At 67.4% G+C, this 19,589-nt stretch carries 19 protein-coding genes and 1 pseudogene; 10 read left to right on the plus strand and 10 right to left on the minus strand.

Annotated features, from left to right (window positions below; translation table 11 throughout):
• Nucleotides 1–310: 310 nt before the first annotated feature.
• The 6 genes from HYZ11_04225 (at nucleotide 311) to HYZ11_04250 (ending at nucleotide 5,589) form a co-directional block, all read left to right on the plus strand.
• Nucleotides 311–784 carry a tripartite tricarboxylate transporter TctB family protein gene (locus HYZ11_04225; GenBank protein MBI3126793.1) on the plus strand — a complete coding sequence of 158 codons (474 nt, stop codon included), beginning with the start codon at nucleotides 311–313 and terminating at the stop codon, nucleotides 782–784.
• A gap of 7 nt (nucleotides 785–791) precedes the next feature.
• Nucleotides 792–2,291 (plus strand): tripartite tricarboxylate transporter permease, encoded by a 1,500-nt coding sequence (locus HYZ11_04230; protein ID MBI3126794.1) that lies wholly within the window; start codon nucleotides 792–794, stop codon nucleotides 2,289–2,291.
• A 27-nt stretch (nucleotides 2,292–2,318) separates the two neighbouring features.
• Entirely contained in the window at nucleotides 2,319–3,293 is a 975-nt protein-coding gene (locus HYZ11_04235; protein ID MBI3126795.1) for a tripartite tricarboxylate transporter substrate binding protein, read from the plus strand.
• Nucleotides 3,294–3,486: 193 nt separating this feature from the next.
• Complete coding sequence (locus tag HYZ11_04240; GenBank protein MBI3126796.1) at nucleotides 3,487–4,467, plus strand: tripartite tricarboxylate transporter substrate binding protein; 981 nt, start codon at nucleotides 3,487–3,489, stop codon at nucleotides 4,465–4,467.
• A 211-nt stretch (nucleotides 4,468–4,678) separates the two neighbouring features.
• Complete coding sequence (locus HYZ11_04245) at nucleotides 4,679–5,107, plus strand: cupin domain-containing protein (protein MBI3126797.1); 429 nt, start codon at nucleotides 4,679–4,681, stop codon at nucleotides 5,105–5,107.
• Nucleotides 5,108–5,172: 65 nt separating this feature from the next.
• Nucleotides 5,173–5,589: a hypothetical protein gene (locus HYZ11_04250; protein MBI3126798.1), complete on the plus strand. Its 417-nt coding sequence runs from the start codon at nucleotides 5,173–5,175 to the stop codon at nucleotides 5,587–5,589.
• A gap of 6 nt (nucleotides 5,590–5,595) precedes the next feature.
• Here the strand turns inward: HYZ11_04250 and HYZ11_04255 are convergent.
• Nucleotides 5,596–6,015, minus strand: a pseudogene (locus HYZ11_04255) (YjbQ family protein).
• A gap of 91 nt (nucleotides 6,016–6,106) precedes the next feature.
• Between HYZ11_04255 and HYZ11_04260 the strand changes: the two are divergent.
• From HYZ11_04260 to HYZ11_04275, 4 genes are all read left to right on the plus strand, one after another.
• The gene (locus HYZ11_04260; GenBank protein MBI3126799.1) at nucleotides 6,107–7,636 is read left to right on the plus strand and encodes a hypothetical protein; all 1,530 of its coding nucleotides are present in this window, start codon (nucleotides 6,107–6,109) and stop codon (nucleotides 7,634–7,636) included.
• Nucleotides 7,637–7,963: 327 nt separating this feature from the next.
• A complete protein-coding gene (locus HYZ11_04265) occupies nucleotides 7,964–9,571 on the plus strand; it encodes an ABC transporter substrate-binding protein (protein MBI3126800.1) in 1,608 nt (535 codons plus the stop codon).
• A gap of 57 nt (nucleotides 9,572–9,628) precedes the next feature.
• The gene (locus tag HYZ11_04270; protein ID MBI3126801.1) at nucleotides 9,629–10,546 is read left to right on the plus strand and encodes an ABC transporter permease; all 918 of its coding nucleotides are present in this window, start codon (nucleotides 9,629–9,631) and stop codon (nucleotides 10,544–10,546) included.
• Complete coding sequence (locus tag HYZ11_04275; GenBank protein ID MBI3126802.1) at nucleotides 10,546–11,448, plus strand: ABC transporter permease; 903 nt, start codon at nucleotides 10,546–10,548, stop codon at nucleotides 11,446–11,448. The genes HYZ11_04270 and HYZ11_04275 overlap by 1 nt, the downstream gene beginning before the upstream one ends.
• Before the next feature lie 71 nt (nucleotides 11,449–11,519).
• Here the strand turns inward: HYZ11_04275 and HYZ11_04280 are convergent, their stop codons facing one another.
• The 9 genes from HYZ11_04280 to HYZ11_04320 form a co-directional block, all read right to left on the minus strand.
• Nucleotides 11,520–12,686, minus strand: a complete 1,167-nt coding sequence (locus HYZ11_04280; protein MBI3126803.1) for a citrate synthase/methylcitrate synthase — start codon at nucleotides 12,684–12,686, stop codon at nucleotides 11,520–11,522.
• Between the two features lie 228 nt (nucleotides 12,687–12,914).
• Nucleotides 12,915–13,787 carry an agmatinase gene (speB, locus tag HYZ11_04285; protein MBI3126804.1) on the minus strand — a complete coding sequence of 291 codons (873 nt, stop codon included), beginning with the start codon at nucleotides 13,785–13,787 and terminating at the stop codon, nucleotides 12,915–12,917.
• Nucleotides 13,784–14,659, minus strand: coding sequence for a polyamine aminopropyltransferase (gene speE / locus HYZ11_04290; protein MBI3126805.1), 876 nt, complete (start codon nucleotides 14,657–14,659; stop codon nucleotides 13,784–13,786). The genes speB and speE overlap by 4 nt, the downstream gene beginning before the upstream one ends.
• Nucleotides 14,656–15,123 (minus strand): arginine decarboxylase, pyruvoyl-dependent, encoded by a 468-nt coding sequence (locus HYZ11_04295; GenBank protein ID MBI3126806.1) that lies wholly within the window; start codon nucleotides 15,121–15,123, stop codon nucleotides 14,656–14,658. Before HYZ11_04295 ends, speE begins: the two co-directional genes overlap by 4 nt.
• 30 nt (nucleotides 15,124–15,153) lie before the next feature.
• A complete protein-coding gene (locus HYZ11_04300) occupies nucleotides 15,154–15,576 on the minus strand; it encodes an S-adenosylmethionine decarboxylase proenzyme (GenBank protein MBI3126807.1) in 423 nt (140 codons plus the stop codon).
• Between the two features lie 67 nt (nucleotides 15,577–15,643).
• Nucleotides 15,644–16,243, minus strand: a complete 600-nt coding sequence (locus tag HYZ11_04305; protein MBI3126808.1) for a cupin domain-containing protein — start codon at nucleotides 16,241–16,243, stop codon at nucleotides 15,644–15,646.
• A 316-nt stretch (nucleotides 16,244–16,559) separates the two neighbouring features.
• The gene (locus HYZ11_04310; protein ID MBI3126809.1) at nucleotides 16,560–17,630 is read right to left on the minus strand and encodes an ABC transporter ATP-binding protein; all 1,071 of its coding nucleotides are present in this window, start codon (nucleotides 17,628–17,630) and stop codon (nucleotides 16,560–16,562) included.
• Between the two features lie 26 nt (nucleotides 17,631–17,656).
• Nucleotides 17,657–18,604 (minus strand): carbohydrate ABC transporter permease, encoded by a 948-nt coding sequence (locus tag HYZ11_04315; protein ID MBI3126810.1) that lies wholly within the window; start codon nucleotides 18,602–18,604, stop codon nucleotides 17,657–17,659.
• The gene (locus tag HYZ11_04320) at nucleotides 18,601–19,581 is read right to left on the minus strand and encodes a sugar ABC transporter permease (protein MBI3126811.1); all 981 of its coding nucleotides are present in this window, start codon (nucleotides 19,579–19,581) and stop codon (nucleotides 18,601–18,603) included. Before HYZ11_04320 ends, HYZ11_04315 begins: the two co-directional genes overlap by 4 nt.
• Between the last annotated feature and the right edge of the window lie 8 nt (nucleotides 19,582–19,589).

The raw sequence follows: 19,589 nt of genomic DNA on the forward strand, positions 1-19,589 counted from the left end.
GCCATTCTAGCCCATCGGGGTGAAACGCGCCAGGTTTCCGGCCGTTGCTTGCGGGGAGAAGCCGAGGGATAATCCCGCCACTGATGGGCAGTGCAAGTCGCTATGGTTACGATGAAGGTTTCGTCCCGCGAAGCGGCATGAAGCCATCCGTTTGCGTCCGCACGAAGGGAGCCCCATGGAAACCGAAAAGATCCCCCTGCCCGCCGACGTACTTTCCGCTACCGCCGCCCCGCCCACCGCTGCCCTGGCGCGCCTGGAATTCGCGATTGCTATCGCATTCACCGCCGGCGCAGCCCTCCTAAGTATCTTCATGGACCGCCTGATTGCGGAGGGGGGAATGCGCGAGGCCCAGCAGTTCATCCGCCTCACCCCCGTCTTCTTCCCCCGGGTGGCGTTCGGGCTGATGGCCGTCCTGGGGGCCATTCATGGGTACAGGGCCTGGCGCCAGCTTTCCGAAACGGCCCCCCCCGGCCCCGGAAGCTGGATCGAGAAGTACCGGAACGTCGTCCTGGTGGGAGCCTTCATCCTGGCCTACGCCCTCCTGCTTCCAAAGCTTGGATTCACCGCGGCGACCCTTGTGGGAATCGCGGCCGTCACCGCTACCCTGGGCAGCCGCACGTGGTGGGAGATCCTCCCCGTCTCGCTCCTCTCCCCCCTGGTCATCCGGTTCGTGTTCGAGCGCGTGCTGCTCATCGCGCTGCCGAGGTCCGACTTCGAATTCATCGCGGTACCCGAGGAAGCTCTGATGAAGTTCCTCGTTCGCCTCTTCTTCTTCCAGTTCTGAGGCCGCCATGCTCGACGCCTTCTTCCAGGCTTTCCAACTCATCTTCCGATTGGATATCTACCTGTACGTCATCGTCGGCCTCGTGGTGGGGATGTTCGTGGGGGCCATGCCTGGTCTGACCACGGTCCTGGCCCTGGCAGTCCTGCTCCCGGTCACCTTCAAGGTGGAGCCCATGCTGGGCGTCCCCTTCCTGATCGGCATCGTCAAGGGCGGCATCTTCGGGGGCAGCATTCCCGCCGTGCTGGTGGGCATCCCCGGCACCGGGGCCGCCATCGCGACCTGCATCGACGGCCCCCCGCTCACCCGGAAGGGCTACGGACGCAAGGGGCTGGAGATGGCTCTCTTCGCCTCCGTCACGGGCGACACCATCGGGAGCATCCTCACCCTCTCCCTCATCGGCCTCTTCGCCCTGCTCGTCCTCCTCATCGGCCCGCCCGAGGTGTTCGCCATCATCGTCTTCTCCCTCGTCCTCATCGCGAGCGTCTCGAGCGAGTCCGGCCTCAAGGGGGCCATCGCCGCTTTCTTCGGCCTGGGCCTAGGCTTCATCGGCACGGACGCCACCACCGGCGCCACCCGCATGACCTTCGGCCTGAATGCCCTGAGCGGCGGGATTCCCCTCATCCCGCTCATCATCGGCGTGTTCGCGATCCCGGAAATCCTGATGGCGGTGGAGTCCAAGGAGCCCCGCTTCGTGACGGGGAAGGTGTCGGGGGCGACGGGAGAGCGCCTGCATCTCCGCGAGTTCATGGCGTCGTGGCGCACCCTGTTGCGCTCGTCGATGATCGGAGGATGGATCGGCGCCGTGCCGGGGGTGGGCCAGGTGGTGGCGGCCTTCGTGGGATACAGCGCGGCCAAGCGCGCCTCCTCCCACCCGGAAACCTACGGCAAGGGCGAGCTGGACGGCGTCGCCGCGCCCGAGGCCGCGAACAACGCCGTGAACGGACCGGCGATGGTCCCGCTCCTCACACTGGGCATCCCGGGGGACAACACCACCGCCATCATGCTGGGGGCCTTCGTGGCCCACGGCATCCGGCCCGGACCCCAGATTTTTCAGGAACAAGGGGCGCTCATGTACGCCCTGCTCATCGTCATGGTGCTGGCCAATCTGCTCTTCCTGGCGGTGGGCTATCTCCTCCTCAAGCCCTTCGCCATGGCCATCCAGATCAAGAAAGCCTACCTCATCCCCATCATCGTCATCCTGGCCTTCGTGGGCACCCTCTCGACGGGCGACATCTCCGATCTGGGCATCATGCTCGCGGTCGGGTTCTTCTCCTATGTCCTCCGGAAGCTGGGCTTCGACCTGGCGCCCCTGGTCATCGCGTTCGTGCTGGCGGAGCCGCTCGAGTATACCCTGAGCCAGTCCCTCCTTTACGCCCGCGGGGCGGTGCTGGGCTATTTCTTCCTGGCCAGGCCCATCGCCGGCGTCTTCCTCGCCGCCACTTTGATATGGGTTGCTTGGATGTCGGTGCGCCACCGTTTCCGCGCACCTCGGCCCGCAGAGCCGTAGCGCTCTGTCCATCCGGAGGAACACAACATGAGACGACGAATATTCCTGCTGACCGCCGCCGGCCTGGCCGCCGCCCTGGCCGCGCCGGTCCCCGCCCCGGCCGCCTACCCCGACCGGCCCATCACCCTCGTCATCCCAGTCGGCGCGGGCGGGAGCCACGACCTCCATGCCCGGGGCATCACGGGGATCATCAGCGACATCATCGGCCAGCCGATGATCGTGAAGCTCCTCCCCGGCGGCGCTGGGATGAAGGGGACGGGCTTCGTCGCCGGCGCGAACCCCGACGGCTATACCATCCTCTTCAGCCACAACGGCTGGGACCAGCTCGTGCCCCAGACCCAGAAGGTGCCCTTCAACACCCTCAAGGCCTTCAAGGCCGTCGCCCGCATCAACTACGGCGATACGGTTTTTATCACCAACGCCCAAAAGCCCTGGAAGAGCCTCAAGGACCTCATTGACTACGCGAAGAAAAATCCCGGCAAGGTCAACTGGGGCCACAGCGGAGTCTGGGGGGCCGGCCACGTGCCCGCCGCCCAGCTCGTGCGGGCCGCTGGCATCAAGGTGAACTTCATCCCCCACAAGGGCGGCGGCCCCAGCCTCCAGGCCGTCCTCTCAGGCCAGGACGACATGGGAATCGCGTTCCCCACGCAGATACGCCCCCACGTCAAGGCCGGCAGGATCCGCGCCCTCGCCGTCGCGGGCGACAAGCGGATGGAGAAAGACTCCGACTTCAAGGACGTACCCACGACGGCCGAGCTGGGCTATCCCCAGTCCTCCTTCACCATGGAGCGCATCTTCCTGGCCCCTTCGGGCATTCCCGAGGACCGGCTCAAGGTGCTGCGCGACGCCTTCGAAAAGCTGACGAAGAACCCCTCCTTCCTGGCGTTCATGAAGAACATCGGCGAGCCCGTCCAGTTCATGCGGGGCGAGGAGTACGAGAAGCTCCGCCCAAAGCGGTATGCCGAGTACAAGGAACTCATCAAGGAGATGACCAGGAAGTAGCGGACACACAACCAGTTTCCGCGGCCGGCCCCGGTCCGCCGGGGCCGGTTTTTTTATGGGGATTTCCGCATGCATTCCGCCGCTTGGCCGAGCGTGCCGGGAGCGCTATATTAGGACCGGGCCCTCCCGATTAATGGACGTGGGCGGAAGCCCGCCGGGCCGAGCCCGGTCCACCCAACGGGAGGGAGGTTTCATGCGCAGACGCTTCATCATCCTGGCGGCCGCTTCGATCACGGCCGCCGCCCTGGCCGGGCCGATCCCGGCCGGGGCCGCGAGCTATCCCGAGCGGCCCATCACCCTGGTCATCCCCCTGGGCGCGGGGGGGAGCCACGACCTCCACGCCCGGGGCATCACGGGGATCATCAGCGACATCCTGGGCCAGCCGATGATCGTGAAGCTCCTCCCGGGCGGTGCCGGCATGCAGGGCACCGCCTTCGCCGCCCAGGCGAAGCCGGACGGCTACACCGTCCTCTTCACCCACAACGGACTCGATCTCCTCGTCCCCCAGACCCAGAAGGTGCCCTTCAATTCCCTAAAGGACTTCAAGGCCGTCGCCCGGGTGAACTACGGCTACAACATGTTCATCACCCACCCGAAAGCGCCCTTCAAGACCATGAAGGAGTTCGTCGAGTACGCCAAGAAGAACCCGGGGAAGGTGAACTTCGGCCACAGCGGCGTCTGGGGCGCCATCTATACCCCGGCGGCCCAGCTCATGAAGGAAACCGGAATCAAGCTGAACATGATCCCTCACAAGGGGGGCGGCCCCTCCCTCCAGGCCCTGCTCTCCGGGCAGGACGACGTGGGCGGCGCCTTCCCCACCCAGGCCCGGGTGCACGTGAAGGCCGGGAAAATCATCCCCCTCGCCGTAATCGGCGACACCCGCATCAAGAACGACCCCGACTTCAAGGACGTTCCCACCACGGCCGAGCTGGGCTACAAGAACGTCTCGTTCGTGATGGACCGTTACTTCCTGGCTCCGGCCCAGACCCCCCCGGACCGCTTGAAGGTCCTCCAGGGCGCCTTCGCCAAGCTGATGGAACACCCCTCCTTCAAGGCCTTCATGAAGAACATCGGCGAGCCCATCGATTTCATGAGCGGCGCCGACTATGACAAGCAGCGCACCAAGCTCTGGAGCGAGTACACCGCGCTCATCAAGGAGATGACCAAGAGGTAGCGGATACCCGAAATCCGCGCGCCGGCCCCGGGCCCGCCCGGGGCCGGTTTTTTTCCGGGACATCAGGGGATTTCGGAGCCGCTTGCCCCAGCGCCCCCTCCCGCTATATTTTCCCCCCAGGCCGAATGCGCTCCCGGCGGGGTTTCCCCCGCGGCCCGGGATCGCGCGCGGCCCCGATTCGTCCCGCAACCATCCAGCGGCGGAGGACCCGGTGCCCAAGACCTACTACTTCAGCACCAAGAAGATGGCGGCCAAGCACGCCGGCGGCGACTACAGCACGGCCCACGGGCCCTTCGTGGTGGGCGAGCGCATCATCTTCGGCCACATCACCATCACCAGGGGGACCCAGGCGGAGCTCCACAGCCATCCGAACGAGCAGTTCATGCTGATTGAGAAGGGCCGGGCCCGGATGGAGGTGGGCGGCCAGAAGAAGACCGTGGGCCCGGGCGACATGATCCTGATCCCCGCCAACACCCTCCACAGCTGCAAGGTGACGGGGAACCAGGACCTGGTCTTCACCACCGCCAAGGACACCTCCTGGAGCATCCACGGGGTGAAGGCGGCCCAAAAGGCGCCGGCAGGGCCGAAGAAGGCGGCGCCCCGGAAGAAGGCCCCCGCGGGGCGCAAGGCCGCCCGCTAGCCCGGCTCCCCTTCATCCCGGCGCGCCCGGCGCGCGCCGCGCCCACTCGAGACGGAGACTCCGCTTTGGCCGACATCATCACCGGGATGATCAAGCGCTTCTCCTCGGACTCTCGCTTCACCCCCCAGCCCGACCCCTCGGGCCGGTTGCTCCGCCTGCGCCTGAACGAGAAAAGCTGGTTCGAGTTCGAGAAGCTCGAGGACGAGAACAAGCTGCGCGTCAGCTTCGCCACCGACGACCGGTACTTGAACGAGGACATCGAGCACGCCATCCTCGACAGCAAGGACCCCATCGACGACTTCGTCTACGACGGCATGGAGGAGGCGGGCGAGGAGGAGGAGCACGAGGTGAAGCATTACCACGACGGCGCCTTCCGCTACGCCATCGAGCTCCCGCTCGACAAGCCCAAGGTGGACGAGCAGGCCGCCCGCGTCCTCGACGGCCTCTTCAACACCTTCGAGGAGTACGCGGAAGGGGACTAGCTTCCCCTACTCCCCCACCACCATGATCTCCACCCGCCGCGCCCGCGGGCGGTTATCGAAGTCCACGAGCACGACCTGCTACCAGGTGCCCACCACCAGGCGTCCCCCCCGGAAGGGGAGGGCCAGGCTTGGGCCCAGGAGGGCCGCGCGCACGTGGGAGAAGCCGTTGCCGTCCCCCCAGCGCTTGTCGTGGGCGTAGGAGATGCCCTCGGGCGCCAGGCGGGCGATGGCGGCCTTCAAGTCCTCCACCGCGCCGGGCTCATACTCGATGGTGGTGACGCCGGCCGTGGAGCCGGGCACCGAAACCAGAGCGATTCCCTCTCGCAATCCGCTGCCCTCGACGGCCGCCTCCACCTCCCCGGTGATGTCTCGGACGTCCGTGAAGCCCCGGCACTCCACCTGGATGCTCCGGGCGTAGCTGCCCATCCCCGCCTCCCTGTGTTATACAATCGGCCGTAGAATCAAATTCCGCGTTCGCCGAGTCCGTTTTGGCGTCCTCAATCGAAAGGAATCTATCATGCGCAGATGGCCCCTCATCCTCCTCGCGCTCATCTTGGTGGGCTTTGGTGCCCCCCGCGCCGAGGCCTTCAAGGGCACGGTGACCATCGCCCTCTCGGGCGAGCCCCTGACGATGGACCCCCACCGGGAGACGGACTTCATCGGGACGATGGTCTGGCCCTGGGTGACAGACCGGCTGGTCACGACCCAGCTCGGGACGGGGAAGATCGTCCCCTGGCTCGCCGAGAAGTTCGAGAGGCTCGACGCCAAGCGCACCAAGATGACCCTCCGCAAGGACGCCAAGTTCTTCGACGGGAGCCCCGTCACCTCCGAGGCGGTCCAGTACTCCATCGGGCGGATCCTCGACCCGCAGATGAAGAGCCGCCAGCGGTCCTTGTGGAACACCTTCGACCGGGTCGAGATCCTCGACGAGCGCACCTTCATTCTCCACAACAAGGTGCCGGACAACGGCCTCCTCAACCGGTTCCTCAACTGGGGACAGATCCTCTCCCCCAAGTCGCGGACCTTGGACCCGGCTGCGATCTCCCGCAACCCCCTGGGCTCGGGGCCCTACATGGTGAAGGAGTTGGTGAAGGGCCAGCGGACGGTCTTCGAGGCCAACCCCAACTGGTGGGGCAACTCCCTTTATCCCAACCGGCCCAAAACCGTCATCCTCCGGCGCATTCAGGAAGCGACCACCCGGATCAAGGCGCTCGAGACGGGCGAGGTGGACGTGATCACGGGCGTCCCCCACCACTTCATCCCCGAGATCAAGAAGCACGCCGGCCTGGAGGTCGCGGCCGTCCCCGCGGTGCGCATCCTCTTCATCGGCTTCTTCACCCGATTCGGGGGGCCCTTCGGGGACGTGAAGGTGCGCCAGGCCGTGAACCACGCCATCGACGCCGAGAAGATCCGGACCACCCTGCTCGGCGGCTACGCCGACATCTTCCACCAGCTGCTCCACCCGTGGAACTACGCGGGCTACAACCCGGACAAGCGCTGGTACGGCTACGACCCGGCCAAGGCCAAGCAGCTCATGAAGGAGGCCGGCTACGAGAAGGGCTTCCGGGCGGAGTTCATCACGACGAACGGGCGCTACCCCGCCGACCGGGAAACCTGCGAGGCCGTGGCGGGCATGCTCCGGGACATCCAGGTCCAGACCACCTGCTCCGCCCTGGCCTTCCCCCTTTTCCGGAAGACCTTCACCGCCTACCAGAACGAGCAGAAGAAGGGCGCCGCCATGTACTACATGGGCTGGGGGAACGGGTCGGGCGAGGCCGGGCTCGTCCTGCGCGGCTCGACCTCCTGCAAGGGCTCGTTCAGCGGCAGCTGCTTCCCGGATCTGGATGGGGCCATCGAGAAGGCGGCCACCACCGCGGATCCCAAGGAGCAGCAGGCGGCCTTCGAGCGCGTCACCGACCTCATGAAAGAGAAAGCTTCCCACAAGGTCATGTTCAAGATCCACGACATATTCGGCTTCAATAAGCGCCTCAACTTCCAGCCCAGGCACGACGAACAGCTCCAGCCATGGGAGATAAGCCTCAAGTAGGCGGCGCCGCGGGGAGAGGCGATTTTGGGCCGGCGGGGACTCGTTCCCCGCCGGCCTTTGTGACTCCCTCCCGCCCGGCCTCCATCCGCCGGCGATGGCGCGGGCGTCCGCGAAGCCCGGCACTCCATCCCGGCGCGGGCCGGCCCCATCCCCGCCTCCCGCCTCGGGCCAAAAAGAGCCGTAAAAAAGGGCAATTTCACATCCTCCCCGGTTGTTATACAATCTGGATGCGCAACCGATAACCCCATTCCACCTGCCCGGGCGGGACGGCCCCCCTTCGGGACCCGTCTCACCTCCCGCCGCAGCGCAGGAGAGGGAGGATTTTCCATGCCGCGCACGACTCGCTCGATCCGCTCCGCCGCCCGCGCCTTCCTGGCGGCCCTGCTGCCGGCGGCCCTTCTGGCGGCGGCGCCCGCCGAGGGCGCGCGCCGCTTCATCATCGCTTTCCAGGGCGACGCAGCCACCCTCGATCCCCAGGGCCGGAACGAGACCACGACCATCTCCATCCAGATGCACATGTTCGACACCCTCGTCTTCCGGGGGATCGAGGGCTATGAGCCCGGCCTCGCCACCTCCTGGAAGGCGGTGAGCCCGACCAAGTGGGTCATCAAGCTGCGCCAGGGGGTGAAGTTCCACGACGGCTCGCCCTTCACGGCCGAGGTGGCCAAGGAGAGCCTCCTCCGGGCCCAGGGCAAGAATTTCCCCAAGAGCCAGATGAAGCACTTCACCAAGGGCATCAAGTCCATCCGAGTGGCGGACGCCTCGACCCTCGAAGTCGACACGGGCGTCCCCTGGCCTACCCTGCACGAGGACCTGGCGAATATCGCCATCGTGCCCATCGACTACATCAAGAAGGTGGGCGACGCGATCTTCGCCCGCAAGCCCGTGGGCACCGGCCCCTACAAGTTCGTCGAGTGGGTGAAGGACGATCACATCGACCTCGACGCCTTCCCGGGCTACTGGGGGAAGCAGCCCACCGTCAAGCAGGTGCGCATCCGCCCCGTCCCGGTGGACGCGGCGCGGACGGCGGGGCTCATCTCGGGCGAGATCGACGTGGTGTGGGGCGTTTCCCCGGTGGACGCCAAGACGCTGGAGAAGAACCCGGACGTGAAGGTCCTCCGCACCATTACCCAGCGGAACATCTACTTGGCCTTCGACCATTGGCGGAAGGAGGGAGGCGCCTTCCAGAAGGGCGGCTCCCGCTCGCCCGGGCTTCCGGCCGGGGCCCCCAACCCCTTCCTGAAGCTCAAGGTGCGCCAAGCGGTGGCCCACGCCATCGACGTGCCCGAGCTCATCCGCTCCGTCATGCACGGAAGCGGCGCCCCGGCCACCCACCTCGCCCCGCCCCAGGCCTTCGGCTTCAACAAGAAGCTCTCCCGGCTCCCCTACGACCCGGCCCGGGCGAAGAAGCTCCTGGCCGAGGCCGGCTTCCCGAACGGCTTCCAGGTGCGGCTCGACTGCTCGAACGACCGCTACATCAACGATGGGCCCATGTGCGAGGCCATCACGGGCATGCTCCGCAAGGTGGGCATCAACGCGACGCCCAGCCCGCGCACCAAGGCGGTCTTCTTCCCGGCCCTGGACAACGGCGACTTCTCCATCTACCAGGCGGGCTGGGGCACGGAGTCCGTCGGCCCCACCTTCAGCGCCGTCTTCCACACCCAAGACCTGAAGAAGGGCGTGGGCCGCATCAACCGCGGCCACTACAGCAACAAGGAGGTGGACGCCCTCATCGCCCAGGCCTCCTCCGAGATGGACGACTCCAAGCGCCAGGCCCTGTGGGAGAAGGCGTGGTCCATCTCCATGGGGGAAATAGCCGTGCTGCCCCTCTACCAGCAGGAAGCGATCATCGGGGTGCAGAAGAACGTCCAGCTCAAGCCCCGCTTCAACGAGTGGATCCTGGCCCAGGAGATCACCCTCGCGGGCCGGAACTGACCTTCGCAGCCCCCGGCGGCCGCCCCCGCGGCGGCCGCCGGGGGCGGGACGGCTGCCGTGCCGGCATTCCTCGTCAAGCGCCTCTTGCAGAGCCTGGCTGTCTTCCTGGGCGTGAGCCTCGCCATGTTCCTCATGCTCCGCATGGCCGGGGATCCCGTCCAGCTCCTCCTCGGGGAAGAGGGCACGCCGGAGGACATCGCCCGCCTGCAGGTGGTCTTCGGCCTCGACCGCTCCCTGCCCGTCCAGTACCTCTACTTCCTGCGGAACGCCCTGCGCGGGGACCTGGGGGTCTCCTACCACCACGGCGTGCCCGCCATGGAGCTCGTGCTGGAGCGCGTGCCCGCCACCCTGGAGCTGGCCGGGGCGGCCATGCTCATCGCGATCGTGCTGGCCGTGCCGCTCGGGGTGATCGCGGCGAACCGCCGGGGGGGAGTGCTCGACCGGCTGTTCCTCTCGGGCTCGCTCGTCGGCATCTCGGCCCCGCCCTTCTGGGTGGGGATCGTCTTCATCCTGGTCTTCGGCGTCATGTTCCGATGGCTCCCGACCTCCGGGCGGGGGGGCTGGGAGCACCTCGTCCTCCCCGCCGGCTCCCTGGCCCTCTACCGGCTGGCCCTCTTCATCCGCCTCGTGCGCTCCGGGATGCTCGACGTCCTCGGGCAGGACTACGTGCGCACGGCGCGCTCCAAGGGCCTGGCCGAGCGGGCGGTGGTCTTCAAGCACGCCCTCAAGAACACCCTCATCCCCTTCATCACCATCGCGGGGCTCCAGATGGGGAGCCTCCTGGCGGGGGCGGTGGTGACCGAGCGCGTCTTCGCCTGGCCGGGGATGGGGCGGCTCATCCTCGACTCGATCCAGAAGCTCGACTACCCGGTGGTGATGTGCTGGGCGCTGGTGACGGCGGCCATCTTCATCCTGATCAACCTGGTGGTGGACATCTCCTACTCCTTCGTGGACCCCCGGGTGAGGAGCGGCTGATGGCCCAGGAGACGGCCCTCCGGGCCTACGAGGCGGAGGCCCCGCCCGCCCCCGGAGGGGCTCCGGGGCGCGCCCTCCTCCGGGCCGACGCCCTGGCGGGGATGGCCGTCCTCCTCGCCGCCTGCCTCGTCGCCCTGCTGGCCCCCTGGATCTCCCCCCACGACCCCATCGGCCAGAACCTGCGCTCGGTCCTCCGGCCCCCCTTCTTCCTCGAGGGCGCCCTTCCCGGCTACCTCCTCGGGACGGACGGACTGGGGCGGGACCTCCTGAGCTACATCTTCCACGGCTTCCGCATCTCCATGGCCGTGGGCCTGGCCTCGGTGGCCATCTCGGCTGTCCTGGGCGTGACGCTCGGGGTGTGGGCGGGCTACCGCGGCGGCCGGGTGGACGCCCTGGTCATGCGGCTCGCGGACTTCCAGCTCACCCTCCCCACCGTGCTCGTGGCGCTGGCCGTCATCGCGCTGTTCGGCTCAGGGGTGGGGAAGCTCATCCTCTTGATCGGCCTGACCCACTGGGCGGTCTACGGCCGCACGGTGCGGGGGTCGGTCCTGGCCATCCGGGAGCGGGAGTTCGTGGAGTCCGCCCGGGCGCTGGGGGCCTCCCCCTGGACCGTCATCCGGTGCCACGTCCTCCCCAACGTGATGACCCCCATCCTCATCATCGCGGCGGTGGAGCTGCCCCGGGTCATGCTTCTCGAGTCCACCCTGAGCTTCCTGGGGCTGGGGGTGCCCCCCACGGTGCCTTCCCTGGGCGGCGCCATCGCCCACGGCTACGGCTACCTCCTGAGCGGCTACTGGTGGCTCACCGTGCTGCCGGGCCTGGCCCTCATGGTGGTGGTCGTGGCCATCAACCTCCTGGGCGACTGGCTCCGGGACGTGCTGGACCCGAGGGTGGTGAGGTAGGAAACCCCAGGTCGTCACAACAAAAACGGGAGGCCCTTCCGGGCCTCCCGTTTTGATTCTCGCTCGGAGGGCTACTTGCGCTTCTCGATGGAGACGTACTCGGCCTCGAGCTCCCCGACGTAGATCGAGGTGGGCCGGAAGAGCCGGTTCTCGGGGAGGTACTCGAGGATGCTCGCGCACCAGCCGGCGATGCGGGGTACGGCGAAGATGGGGGTGAAGATCGCGGAGTCGATCCCCATGGCGTCGTAGATGACGCCCGAGAAGTAGTCCACGTTCGGGAAGATGCCCTTCCCGCCCAGGTCGGCCACGACGAGGGCCTCGAGCTTCTTGGCGATCTGGTAGAGGTGGCCGTGGCCTCCCCGCTCGGAGAACTCCTTGGCGATGGGGTCGAAGATGCGGGCGCGGGGGTCGTAGGCCTTGTAGACGCGGTGGCCGAAGCCCGGGACCTTCACCTTCCGCTCTTTGGCCTTCTTGAACCACGTGTCGACCGTGTTCGGGTCCTTGATCTCCATGAAGGTGCGCAGCGTCTGCTCGTTCGCCCCGCCGTGCAGGGGGCCCTTGAGGGCGCCGATGCCGGCGGTAACAGAGCTGTAGAGGTCGGTCAAGGTGCTGTTCACCACCATGGCGCTGAAGGTGGAGGCGTTCATGCCGTGCTCGGCGTGGATGATGAGGGCCATGTCCATCACCTCGGCCGTGCGCTCGTCGGGCTTCTTGCCCGTCATCATGCGCAGGAAGTCGGCCGAGTGCCCGAGGGAGGGGTCCGGGTCGAGGATGGGCTGGCTCCGCCGCACCCGGGCGATGGCCGCCACGAGGGTGGGGAACTGCGCGGTCAAGTCGAGGGCGATGCGCATGTCGTTCTCGACGTTGACCTCGAACTCCTTGGGGTCGAGGCAGCCCAGCAGGGAGACGGCCGAGCGGAGGGTGTTCATGGGGTGGGTGCCCTTGGCCACCAGGGAGATGAGGTCCTTCACCTCCTTGGGGACGCCCCGCCGCTTGGAGAGGTCGGCCTTGAAGGCGTCGAGCTCCCGGCGGGTGGGAAGCTTGCCCTTGAGGAGAAGGTAGGCCGTCTCCTCGTAGCCTCCCCCGCCCCGGCAGAGGTCGTCGATGCTGTAGCCGCGGTAGATGAGCTTCCCGTTCTGGCCGTCCACGTAGCTGAGGGTGCTCTCGTGGGTGATGGCCCCCTCCAGCCCCTTCACGAAGTCGGTCTTCCCTACGTATTTGCGCTCTTTCTCAGGCATGGCCCGTCCACCCGTATCTGGGGCAGCGCCCCGCTCAATGAAGGCCCCGCGGGCGGCGCCGCCCGCGCTAATGTTTTTCGAGAACTCCGAAAGCGTGAATGGCTGGCGCTCATGGGCCGGGTGATCCTGTCCGAACATAGCACCAAGCCCGGCCAGTGACAATCCGCCGGGGGCTTTTGGGCGTTTCGGATAGTGGAATCGAAAAAAGGCCGTGGGACGAGAAACGACTCAGCCGGGAAGGGCCAGGAGAAGCTCCCGGACGGCCTTGGCCGCCGCCACCGAGCTGGCGCCCGAGGGGTCGAGCATGGGCGAGAGCTCCACGGCGTCCAGGGCAACGATGCGGGCCCCCTCCCGCCGCAGGAGGGCGATGCAGGCGGCCAGCTCGCCGAAGCGGACGCCTCCGGGCTCGGGGGTGCCCGTCCCCGGGAACTCCCCCGGGTCGAGCACGTCGAGGTCCAGGGTGAGGTAGATGGGCTTCCCGGCGTGGCGGGCCAGGGCGCTTGTCAGGGCTTCGGGGCTGAGCGGGTGGACGGTGCCGTGCTGGCGCATCCAGTTCCACTCCTCCCGGGTGCCGGAGCGGATGCCGAACTGGACGAGCCGCCCGGGCCCCACGCGGTCCGCCGCGAGGCGCATGACGCTCGCGTGGGAGAGGGCGGCCCCCAGGTAGCCCTCCCGGAGGTCGGCGTGGGCGTCCCACTGGAACACCACGAGGTCCGGATAGACCTCCAGAGCCGCCTCGATGAGGGGGAAGCTCACCAGGTGCTCCCCGCCCAGGGCGAAGGGCACCTTGCCCGCCCCCAGGATGCGCCGGGCCTCCTCCCGGATACGGCCCAGGGCGGCCTCGGCGTCCCCCGGGGCCAGGGGGAGGTCCCCCAGGTCGCAGTAGGGGAGGTCCTCCAGGTCGGCATCGAGGAGGGGGCTGTAGGTCTCCAGGCCGTCCGAGACGCTGCGGATGGCCTCGGGGCCAAAGCGGGCGCCCGGGCGGAAGCTAGCGGTGCCGTCGAAGGGGCAGCCGAATAGGACGGCGCGGGCCTTGTCGAAGGGCGTATCCGCCCAGAGGAAGGGGGTGCGCGGGAGGTAGGGCGGAAGCCCCCCCGTCATCGGATGAAATCCCGCACGAAGGGAGGCAGCACGAAGGCGGCCGTATGGATCTCGGGGGAGTAGTAGCGGGTCTTCGTCCCCCTGGGCAGGGGGCGTGGCTTGAGGCCGGCGGGGTGCTTGGCCCCCCGGGCCCCGATGAGGTAGGTCCAGTGCCCGCCCGGGTAGGTGGGCGTGGGCCCCATGAAATGCGCGGCGTGGCGGAACACCTTGCGCGCCGCCCGGGCGATGCGGCCGATCTCCTTGCCGTCGAAGACGGGCCCCTGGGACTGGGCCACGTAGAGCCCCTCGGAGGTCAGGGCGTTCATGGCGGTGCGGAAAAAGGGGGCCTGCGTCAAGGGGCTGGCCATGCCGACCGGGTCGGTCGAGTCGACGATGATGACGTCGAAGCTGCCCCGGTTGTCCTTCATGAACTTCACTCCGTCCTGGATGAGGACGCGGACCCGGGGATCGCCCAGCTTCGAGGAGACGGAGGGGATGTGCTCGCGGCAGGCCTCGACCACCTCGCCGTCGATCTCGACGAGGGTGACCTCCGCGACGCCCGGGTGGAGCAGGGCCTCGCGGACGCAGCCGCCGTCCCCGCCCCCCACGATGAGCACCCGGCGGGGCCGGGGGTGGATGGAGAGGGGCACATGGACCAGCATCTCATGGTAGAAGAACTCGTCGCGCTCCGTGAACTGGACCGTGCCGTCCAGGAAGAGGGCCCGGCCCATGTCCTCGGTTTCGACGAGGGCGAGCTCCTGGAAGGGTGTCCTGGCCCAGTGGAGGACCCGCTTCACCCGGAAGGTGATGCCCGTCCCCGGCGCATGGAGCTCGGTGAACCAGAACTCCCCCTGGTGGAGGACTCCCAGGGAGGCCGAAGGCTCTTTCTTCAATTCCAAAGCACCACGGCCGCGAAGGCGGCACCGGTCTTCACGACCCTGTGCTCGCAGGCGATGCTCTTGACCGCGCGGACGGCCTGGCCCCGGAACTTCATCCCCTCCTCGGCCATCCGGCGCACCTTCTCCTCCACCGCGCCGCGCGGGGCGAGGTCGTGGTACTCCATGATGAGGCCGCAGTGGTCCGGGTCCTCGGGGTAGGCGATGGAGACGGCCGCCGTCAGCACCTGGCCCGGCTCCGCCGAGGTGATGGCGGAGTAGGCCACCGGCACGAGCGCGCCCTGGGGCAGGCGCACGGGGGCGATCTCCTGGCAGTGCGGGGGCAGGATGCTGCTCATCCGCACCAGGTTGGTGTTGCCGACGCCGGCGTTCAGGAGGGCTCCGTCGAACGCGTTGAGCTCGGTGAAGCCCTCGGCGCAGCCGGCCACGAGATAGTATTTGGTCGGGGTGGCGAAGATCATCGCTTGTCTCCCCCTCCGGGAAAAGCCTCGTTAAAGGGCCGGCTCGCGCCATTGGGTGGGAAAGAGGCCCTTCGCGGGGGAGAAGCTGGAGCCCTCCTCCACCGCGGGAGCCAGCACGCCGCGCTCGACTTCCTTCGCTTCCACGGTCATGGCGCCGAACCTCTCCTCGAGGTGGCGGATGGCCCCCTCGCAGTCCACCGGGCCGCACGAGAAGTAGTCCACGGCCGCGTAGCCGTGCTCGGGCCAGGTATGGACGGCGAGATGGCTCTCGGACACGACGACCACGCCGCTCACCCCGTGCGGGCTGAACATGTGGAACACGCTCTGCACGATGGTGGCGCCGCTCACCACTGCGGCCTCGCGCATGTACCGCTCGATCAGCCCCTGATCATTGAGCACGTCCCTGTCGCAATCGTAGAACTCAGCAAGGATGTGGCGGCCCAACGAGTTCAAGGCTTCCTCCTCCCATCCCGGGCGAGTGGGGCGACCGCCCCTTCTCCGTCTCTACGATCCGGCTTCGCTAGAAGCTGGGCGGAGCCGAAATCCACAGCAGCTTGGCCCGTTCCTCGAACGGATTCCAGACCTTATGGCTCCGGTCGGCCACCAGGTAGAACCATTCCCCCCGCTTCACGGGGCTCTGGCGCCGGCCGTACTGCACCATGACCTTCCCCTGCAGCACGTACCCAAATTCCTCTCCCGCGTGGGCGCGCTCCTCGATCCCCTGCTCCGGATCGAGCGTCACCAGGGCGGGCTCCATGTTGCAGTTCGCCGCCCCCGGGACCATCAGCTCGAAGGCGGCCACATCGGGATAGGTGTCCGCGTTCGTGCAATCGGCGGGGCCGAAGGCGACGCGCGCCTCGGACTGCCCGCGGAAGAATTCGACGATGTCGGTGTCCAGCGCCCGGAGAATCCCCATGAGACTCTCCAGCGAGGGGGACGTGAGGTCCCGCTCGAGCTGGCTGATGAAACCCTTCGTCAGATTCGAGCGGTGGGCCAGCTCCTCCTGAGTGAGGCTATAGGCCATCCGGAGATCCCGGATCCGCTCGCCGACCTGGAGCCTCCCTTCCCCGTCCCGCGGGACCGGCTCCTTCATCCGCCTCCCGTTGGCTGTGGAGGCCATCTTTCAACTCCTTCCTCGGCGCGCCCGTCGCGGCCCGGCGGAGCCCCGGGGCGCCTCATCCGCCCGGGCCAGAACCCTGCCGCCCGGTTTGTTTAATATACCAAACACGCCGGGAGCGTTTCCCTAAACCCGAAGCGAAGCTTATATATAGCCATTCGGCGGGCATGTCAACGAAAAATGCGGCGGCTGGCACGGAAAATCGAGGTTTTTTCGGGGGAAGGGGACCGAAGGGAAAATGGCGCCAGAAAACAAGGTTTTTCAGGCGGCGGGCGGGCTCCCGCCTGCGCGTCTCAAGCCGAAATGCCCGCCAAAGGGCTCAGTTCATGCGCTCGCCCGTGCCCCCGTCGAAAAGGTGGAAGCCCGCCTCCTCCAGGGAAAAGGTGACGCCGCTCCCCGGCGAGAGCTGGAGCTCGGGGGAGACCTTGACCACCAGGGAGGCATCCCCGCCGTAGTCGAAGAAGACGAGGGTCTCGTCCCCCAGGGGCTCGGTCAGGATGACGCGGCCCGGCTGGGCGCCCTTCCCGACCCGGACATGCTCGGCCCGGATTCCGAGGGTGATCTCCTCCTCCTTCCGGGGGAGGCGCACCCCGGCCGGGAGGAGCAGGTCGATGTTCTTGCCCCGGAAGCGGAGCCGGCCGTTCTCCTCCTCCACCCCTCCCCGAATGAAATTCATGGTGGGGGTGCCGAAGAAACCGGCGACGAACTGGTTGGCCGGCCGACGGTAGATCTCGAGGGGCCCGCCCACCTGCTGGATGTGCCCCCCCCGCATGACCACGATGCGGTCGGCCATGGTCATGGCCTCGGCCTGGTCGTGGGTGACGTAGACGAAGGTGGCCCTGAGGCGCTCGTGGAGGTGCTTGAGCTCGGTCCGCATGTCGAGGCGGAGCTTGGCGTCCAGGCTGGAGAGAGGCTCGTCCATCAGGAAGACGGCCGGATTGGTCACGATGGTGCGCGCCAGCGCCACCCGCTGGGCCTCCCCGCCCGAGCACTGGGAAGGGCGCTTCTCGAGCAGGGGGGCGATGTGCATGGCCGTCGCCGCCTGGAGCACCCGGCTGCGGACCTCCTCGCCGCGGGTATTTTTGACCCGGAGGCCGAAGGCGATGTTTTCGAAGACAGTCATGTGGGGGAAGAGGGCCAGGTCCTGGAACACCATGCCCAGGCCCCGCTCGCCGGGCTCGATCTCGTTCACCACCCGGTCACCGATGACGATCTCCCCGCTGGTGGGAGTTTCGAGGCCCGAGATCATGTTCAGGGTAGTCGTCTTCCCGCAGCCCGACGGCCCCACCATGATGAGGAACTCGCCGTCCCGGATCTCGAGGTTGACCCCGTCCACGGCGGTCACCCGCCCGAACTGCTTCACCAGGTTTCTCAGCACGATCTGCGCCACGCGGCGCCCCCCTTCTGAAAAACGCCCTACTTGCGAATCATGCCGAAACTGAAGCCCTTGATCAGGTGCTTCTGGATCAGGATGCCCAGCACGACCACCGGGATGGTGATGACCGTCCCGATGGCGGCCTGGGGGCCGTAGAGCCTCCCCTCGACGGCGCTCTGGAACTTATTGAGCAGGATGGGGAGGGTCGTCACCTTCGGGTGCGTCAGGGTGAGGGCCAGCAGGAACTCGCTCCAGTTCAGGATGAAGATGAAGAGGAAGGTGACCACCATCCCCGAGGCCACCAGGGGGAGCACCACCCGGCGGAGGGTGTAGATGCGCCCGGCGCCCATCATCCGGGCCGCGTGCTCCAGGGTGTAGGGCACCTCGTCGATGAAGCTCAGCATCATCCAGATGACGAACGGGAGCGTGGTTGCCGTGTAGAGAGACCCCAGGCCCGTGTAGGAATCGAAGAAGCTGATCCGGGCGCCGAAGAGCACGTCCGTCGTGTAGGGGATCATGATGGCGTAGTACATGAGGATGGGGATGGCGATGACGATGGGAGGCACCATCCGGATGGTCAGGATGAGGTAGCGGAAGTTCCGGCCCCCGACGCCGAAGCGCGAGACGGAGTAGGCCAGGAAGGTTCCCAGCAGCAGCGAGATGAGGGAGCTGACCGTACAGATGAGGAGCGAGTCGTACATCGCCCCCCAGATGCTGAACACCTGCTCGGAGGCCTCGCGGCTCAGGCCCTCGGACAGTGTGCTGAAGGCGAAGATCTGACGGTAGTTGTAGAGCGTGGGATAGTGCGGATACCAGTGGGGCGGCCAGGTCACCCACTCACCCGCGTCCTTGAAGGAGGTGGCCAGCATCCAATAGATGGGGAACATGACGAAGAGCGTCCACGCCAGGAGGGCCGCGTGGCGGAACCACCAGAACAGGTGATGGCGCCGGGCGAAGGAGGCCCGCGCCCCCGGGGCGGCGGCCATCATCCTGCCTCCCGCTGCAGGGCCGCCCGTTCGCGCACGAGCAGGTAGATTCCGCAGTAAATGAGGGCCGCGAACATCACGAGCAGCAGGATGGAGGCGGCCGCCCCGAAGCCGAACTTGTTGAACTGCCACACTTGGCGCCACAGGTAGAAGGCCACGGTTTGGGTCGAGTTGCCAGGTCCCCCGAAGGTGAGCAGCACCGCCTGGTCGAAGACCTTGAGCGCCTCCATCGAGCGGATGACCACCGCGATCACGATGACCGGCTTGAGTAGCGGGAGCTGCACCCGCCAGAAGATCTGCCACCGGCTCGCGCCCAGGATGCGCGCCGCCCGGATGAGCTGCGGCGGCAGCGCCGAGAAGCCCGACAGGAAAATGAGGAAAGTCAGCGAGGTCCACTGCCACACGTCGGCCAGGATGATGGCCCACTGGGCGGCGATGGGGTGGGAGAGCCAGCGCACGCGGGGATCCCCGCCGAAGGCCTCGATGAAGGGAGCCAGGATCTCGTTCAGCGGCCCCGAGTCGATGTAGATCATCGAGAAGTTGTAGCCCACCACCACCGGCACCACCATCATCGGGACGAGGAACACGGTGATGTAGAAGCGCCGCCCCCGGAACTGCTGGGCGCAGAGCATGGCGAGGCAGAAGCCGATGAGGAGCTCCAGCAAGACGGCCACGCCGGCGAAATAGAAGGTCCGGGCCAGCGCCCACCAGAACGCCGCGTCCGCCATGACGTCGAAGTAGTTGTCGAAGCCCTGGAAGAAGGCCTGCTCGAAGGGCCGGTTGGCCCGCCACTTGAGGAGGCTGATGTAGAGCGTGAGGGCGAAGGGCACCGCCAGCAGGAGGAGGAACATCGCTTCCACGAGGACGAAGGGGATGAGGCGAAAGACGCGCTCCCGTGCCAGCCACGCCCCCAGGCCGCCCCGCGCGGCGCGTGTGCCCTTTGCCGTCCCGCCCGCGGGGCGGGCCTCGGCCTCAGCCATGATTCCGC

This window comes from Candidatus Tectomicrobia bacterium (assembly GCA_016192135.1).
Lineage (GTDB): Bacteria > UBA8248 > UBA8248 > UBA8248 > UBA8248 > 2-12-FULL-69-37.

Excerpts from the sequence above, each read along its gene's own strand:
- HYZ11_04225 (MBI3126793.1), top strand. The coding sequence starts at position 311 with ATGGACCGCCTGATTGCGGAGGGGGGAATGCGCGAGGCCCAGCAGTTC.
- HYZ11_04230 (MBI3126794.1), top strand. The coding sequence starts at position 792 with ATGCTCGACGCCTTCTTCCAGGCTTTCCAACTCATCTTCCGATTGGAT.
- HYZ11_04235 (MBI3126795.1), top strand. The coding sequence starts at position 2,319 with ATGAGACGACGAATATTCCTGCTGACCGCCGCCGGCCTGGCCGCCGCC.
- HYZ11_04240 (MBI3126796.1), top strand. The coding sequence starts at position 3,487 with ATGCGCAGACGCTTCATCATCCTGGCGGCCGCTTCGATCACGGCCGCC.
- HYZ11_04260 (MBI3126799.1), top strand. The coding sequence starts at position 6,107 with ATGCGCAGATGGCCCCTCATCCTCCTCGCGCTCATCTTGGTGGGCTTT.
- HYZ11_04265 (MBI3126800.1), top strand. The coding sequence starts at position 7,964 with ATGCCGCGCACGACTCGCTCGATCCGCTCCGCCGCCCGCGCCTTCCTG.
- HYZ11_04275 (MBI3126802.1), top strand. The coding sequence starts at position 10,546 with ATGGCCCAGGAGACGGCCCTCCGGGCCTACGAGGCGGAGGCCCCGCCC.
- HYZ11_04280 (MBI3126803.1), bottom strand. The coding sequence starts at position 12,686 with ATGCCTGAGAAAGAGCGCAAATACGTAGGGAAGACCGACTTCGTGAAG.
- speB (MBI3126804.1), bottom strand. The coding sequence starts at position 13,787 with ATGACGGGGGGGCTTCCGCCCTACCTCCCGCGCACCCCCTTCCTCTGG.
- HYZ11_04295 (MBI3126806.1), bottom strand. The coding sequence starts at position 15,123 with ATGATCTTCGCCACCCCGACCAAATACTATCTCGTGGCCGGCTGCGCC.
- HYZ11_04305 (MBI3126808.1), bottom strand. The coding sequence starts at position 16,243 with ATGGCCTCCACAGCCAACGGGAGGCGGATGAAGGAGCCGGTCCCGCGG.
- HYZ11_04315 (MBI3126810.1), bottom strand. The coding sequence starts at position 18,604 with ATGATGGCCGCCGCCCCGGGGGCGCGGGCCTCCTTCGCCCGGCGCCAT.
- HYZ11_04320 (MBI3126811.1), bottom strand. The coding sequence starts at position 19,581 with ATGGCTGAGGCCGAGGCCCGCCCCGCGGGCGGGACGGCAAAGGGCACA.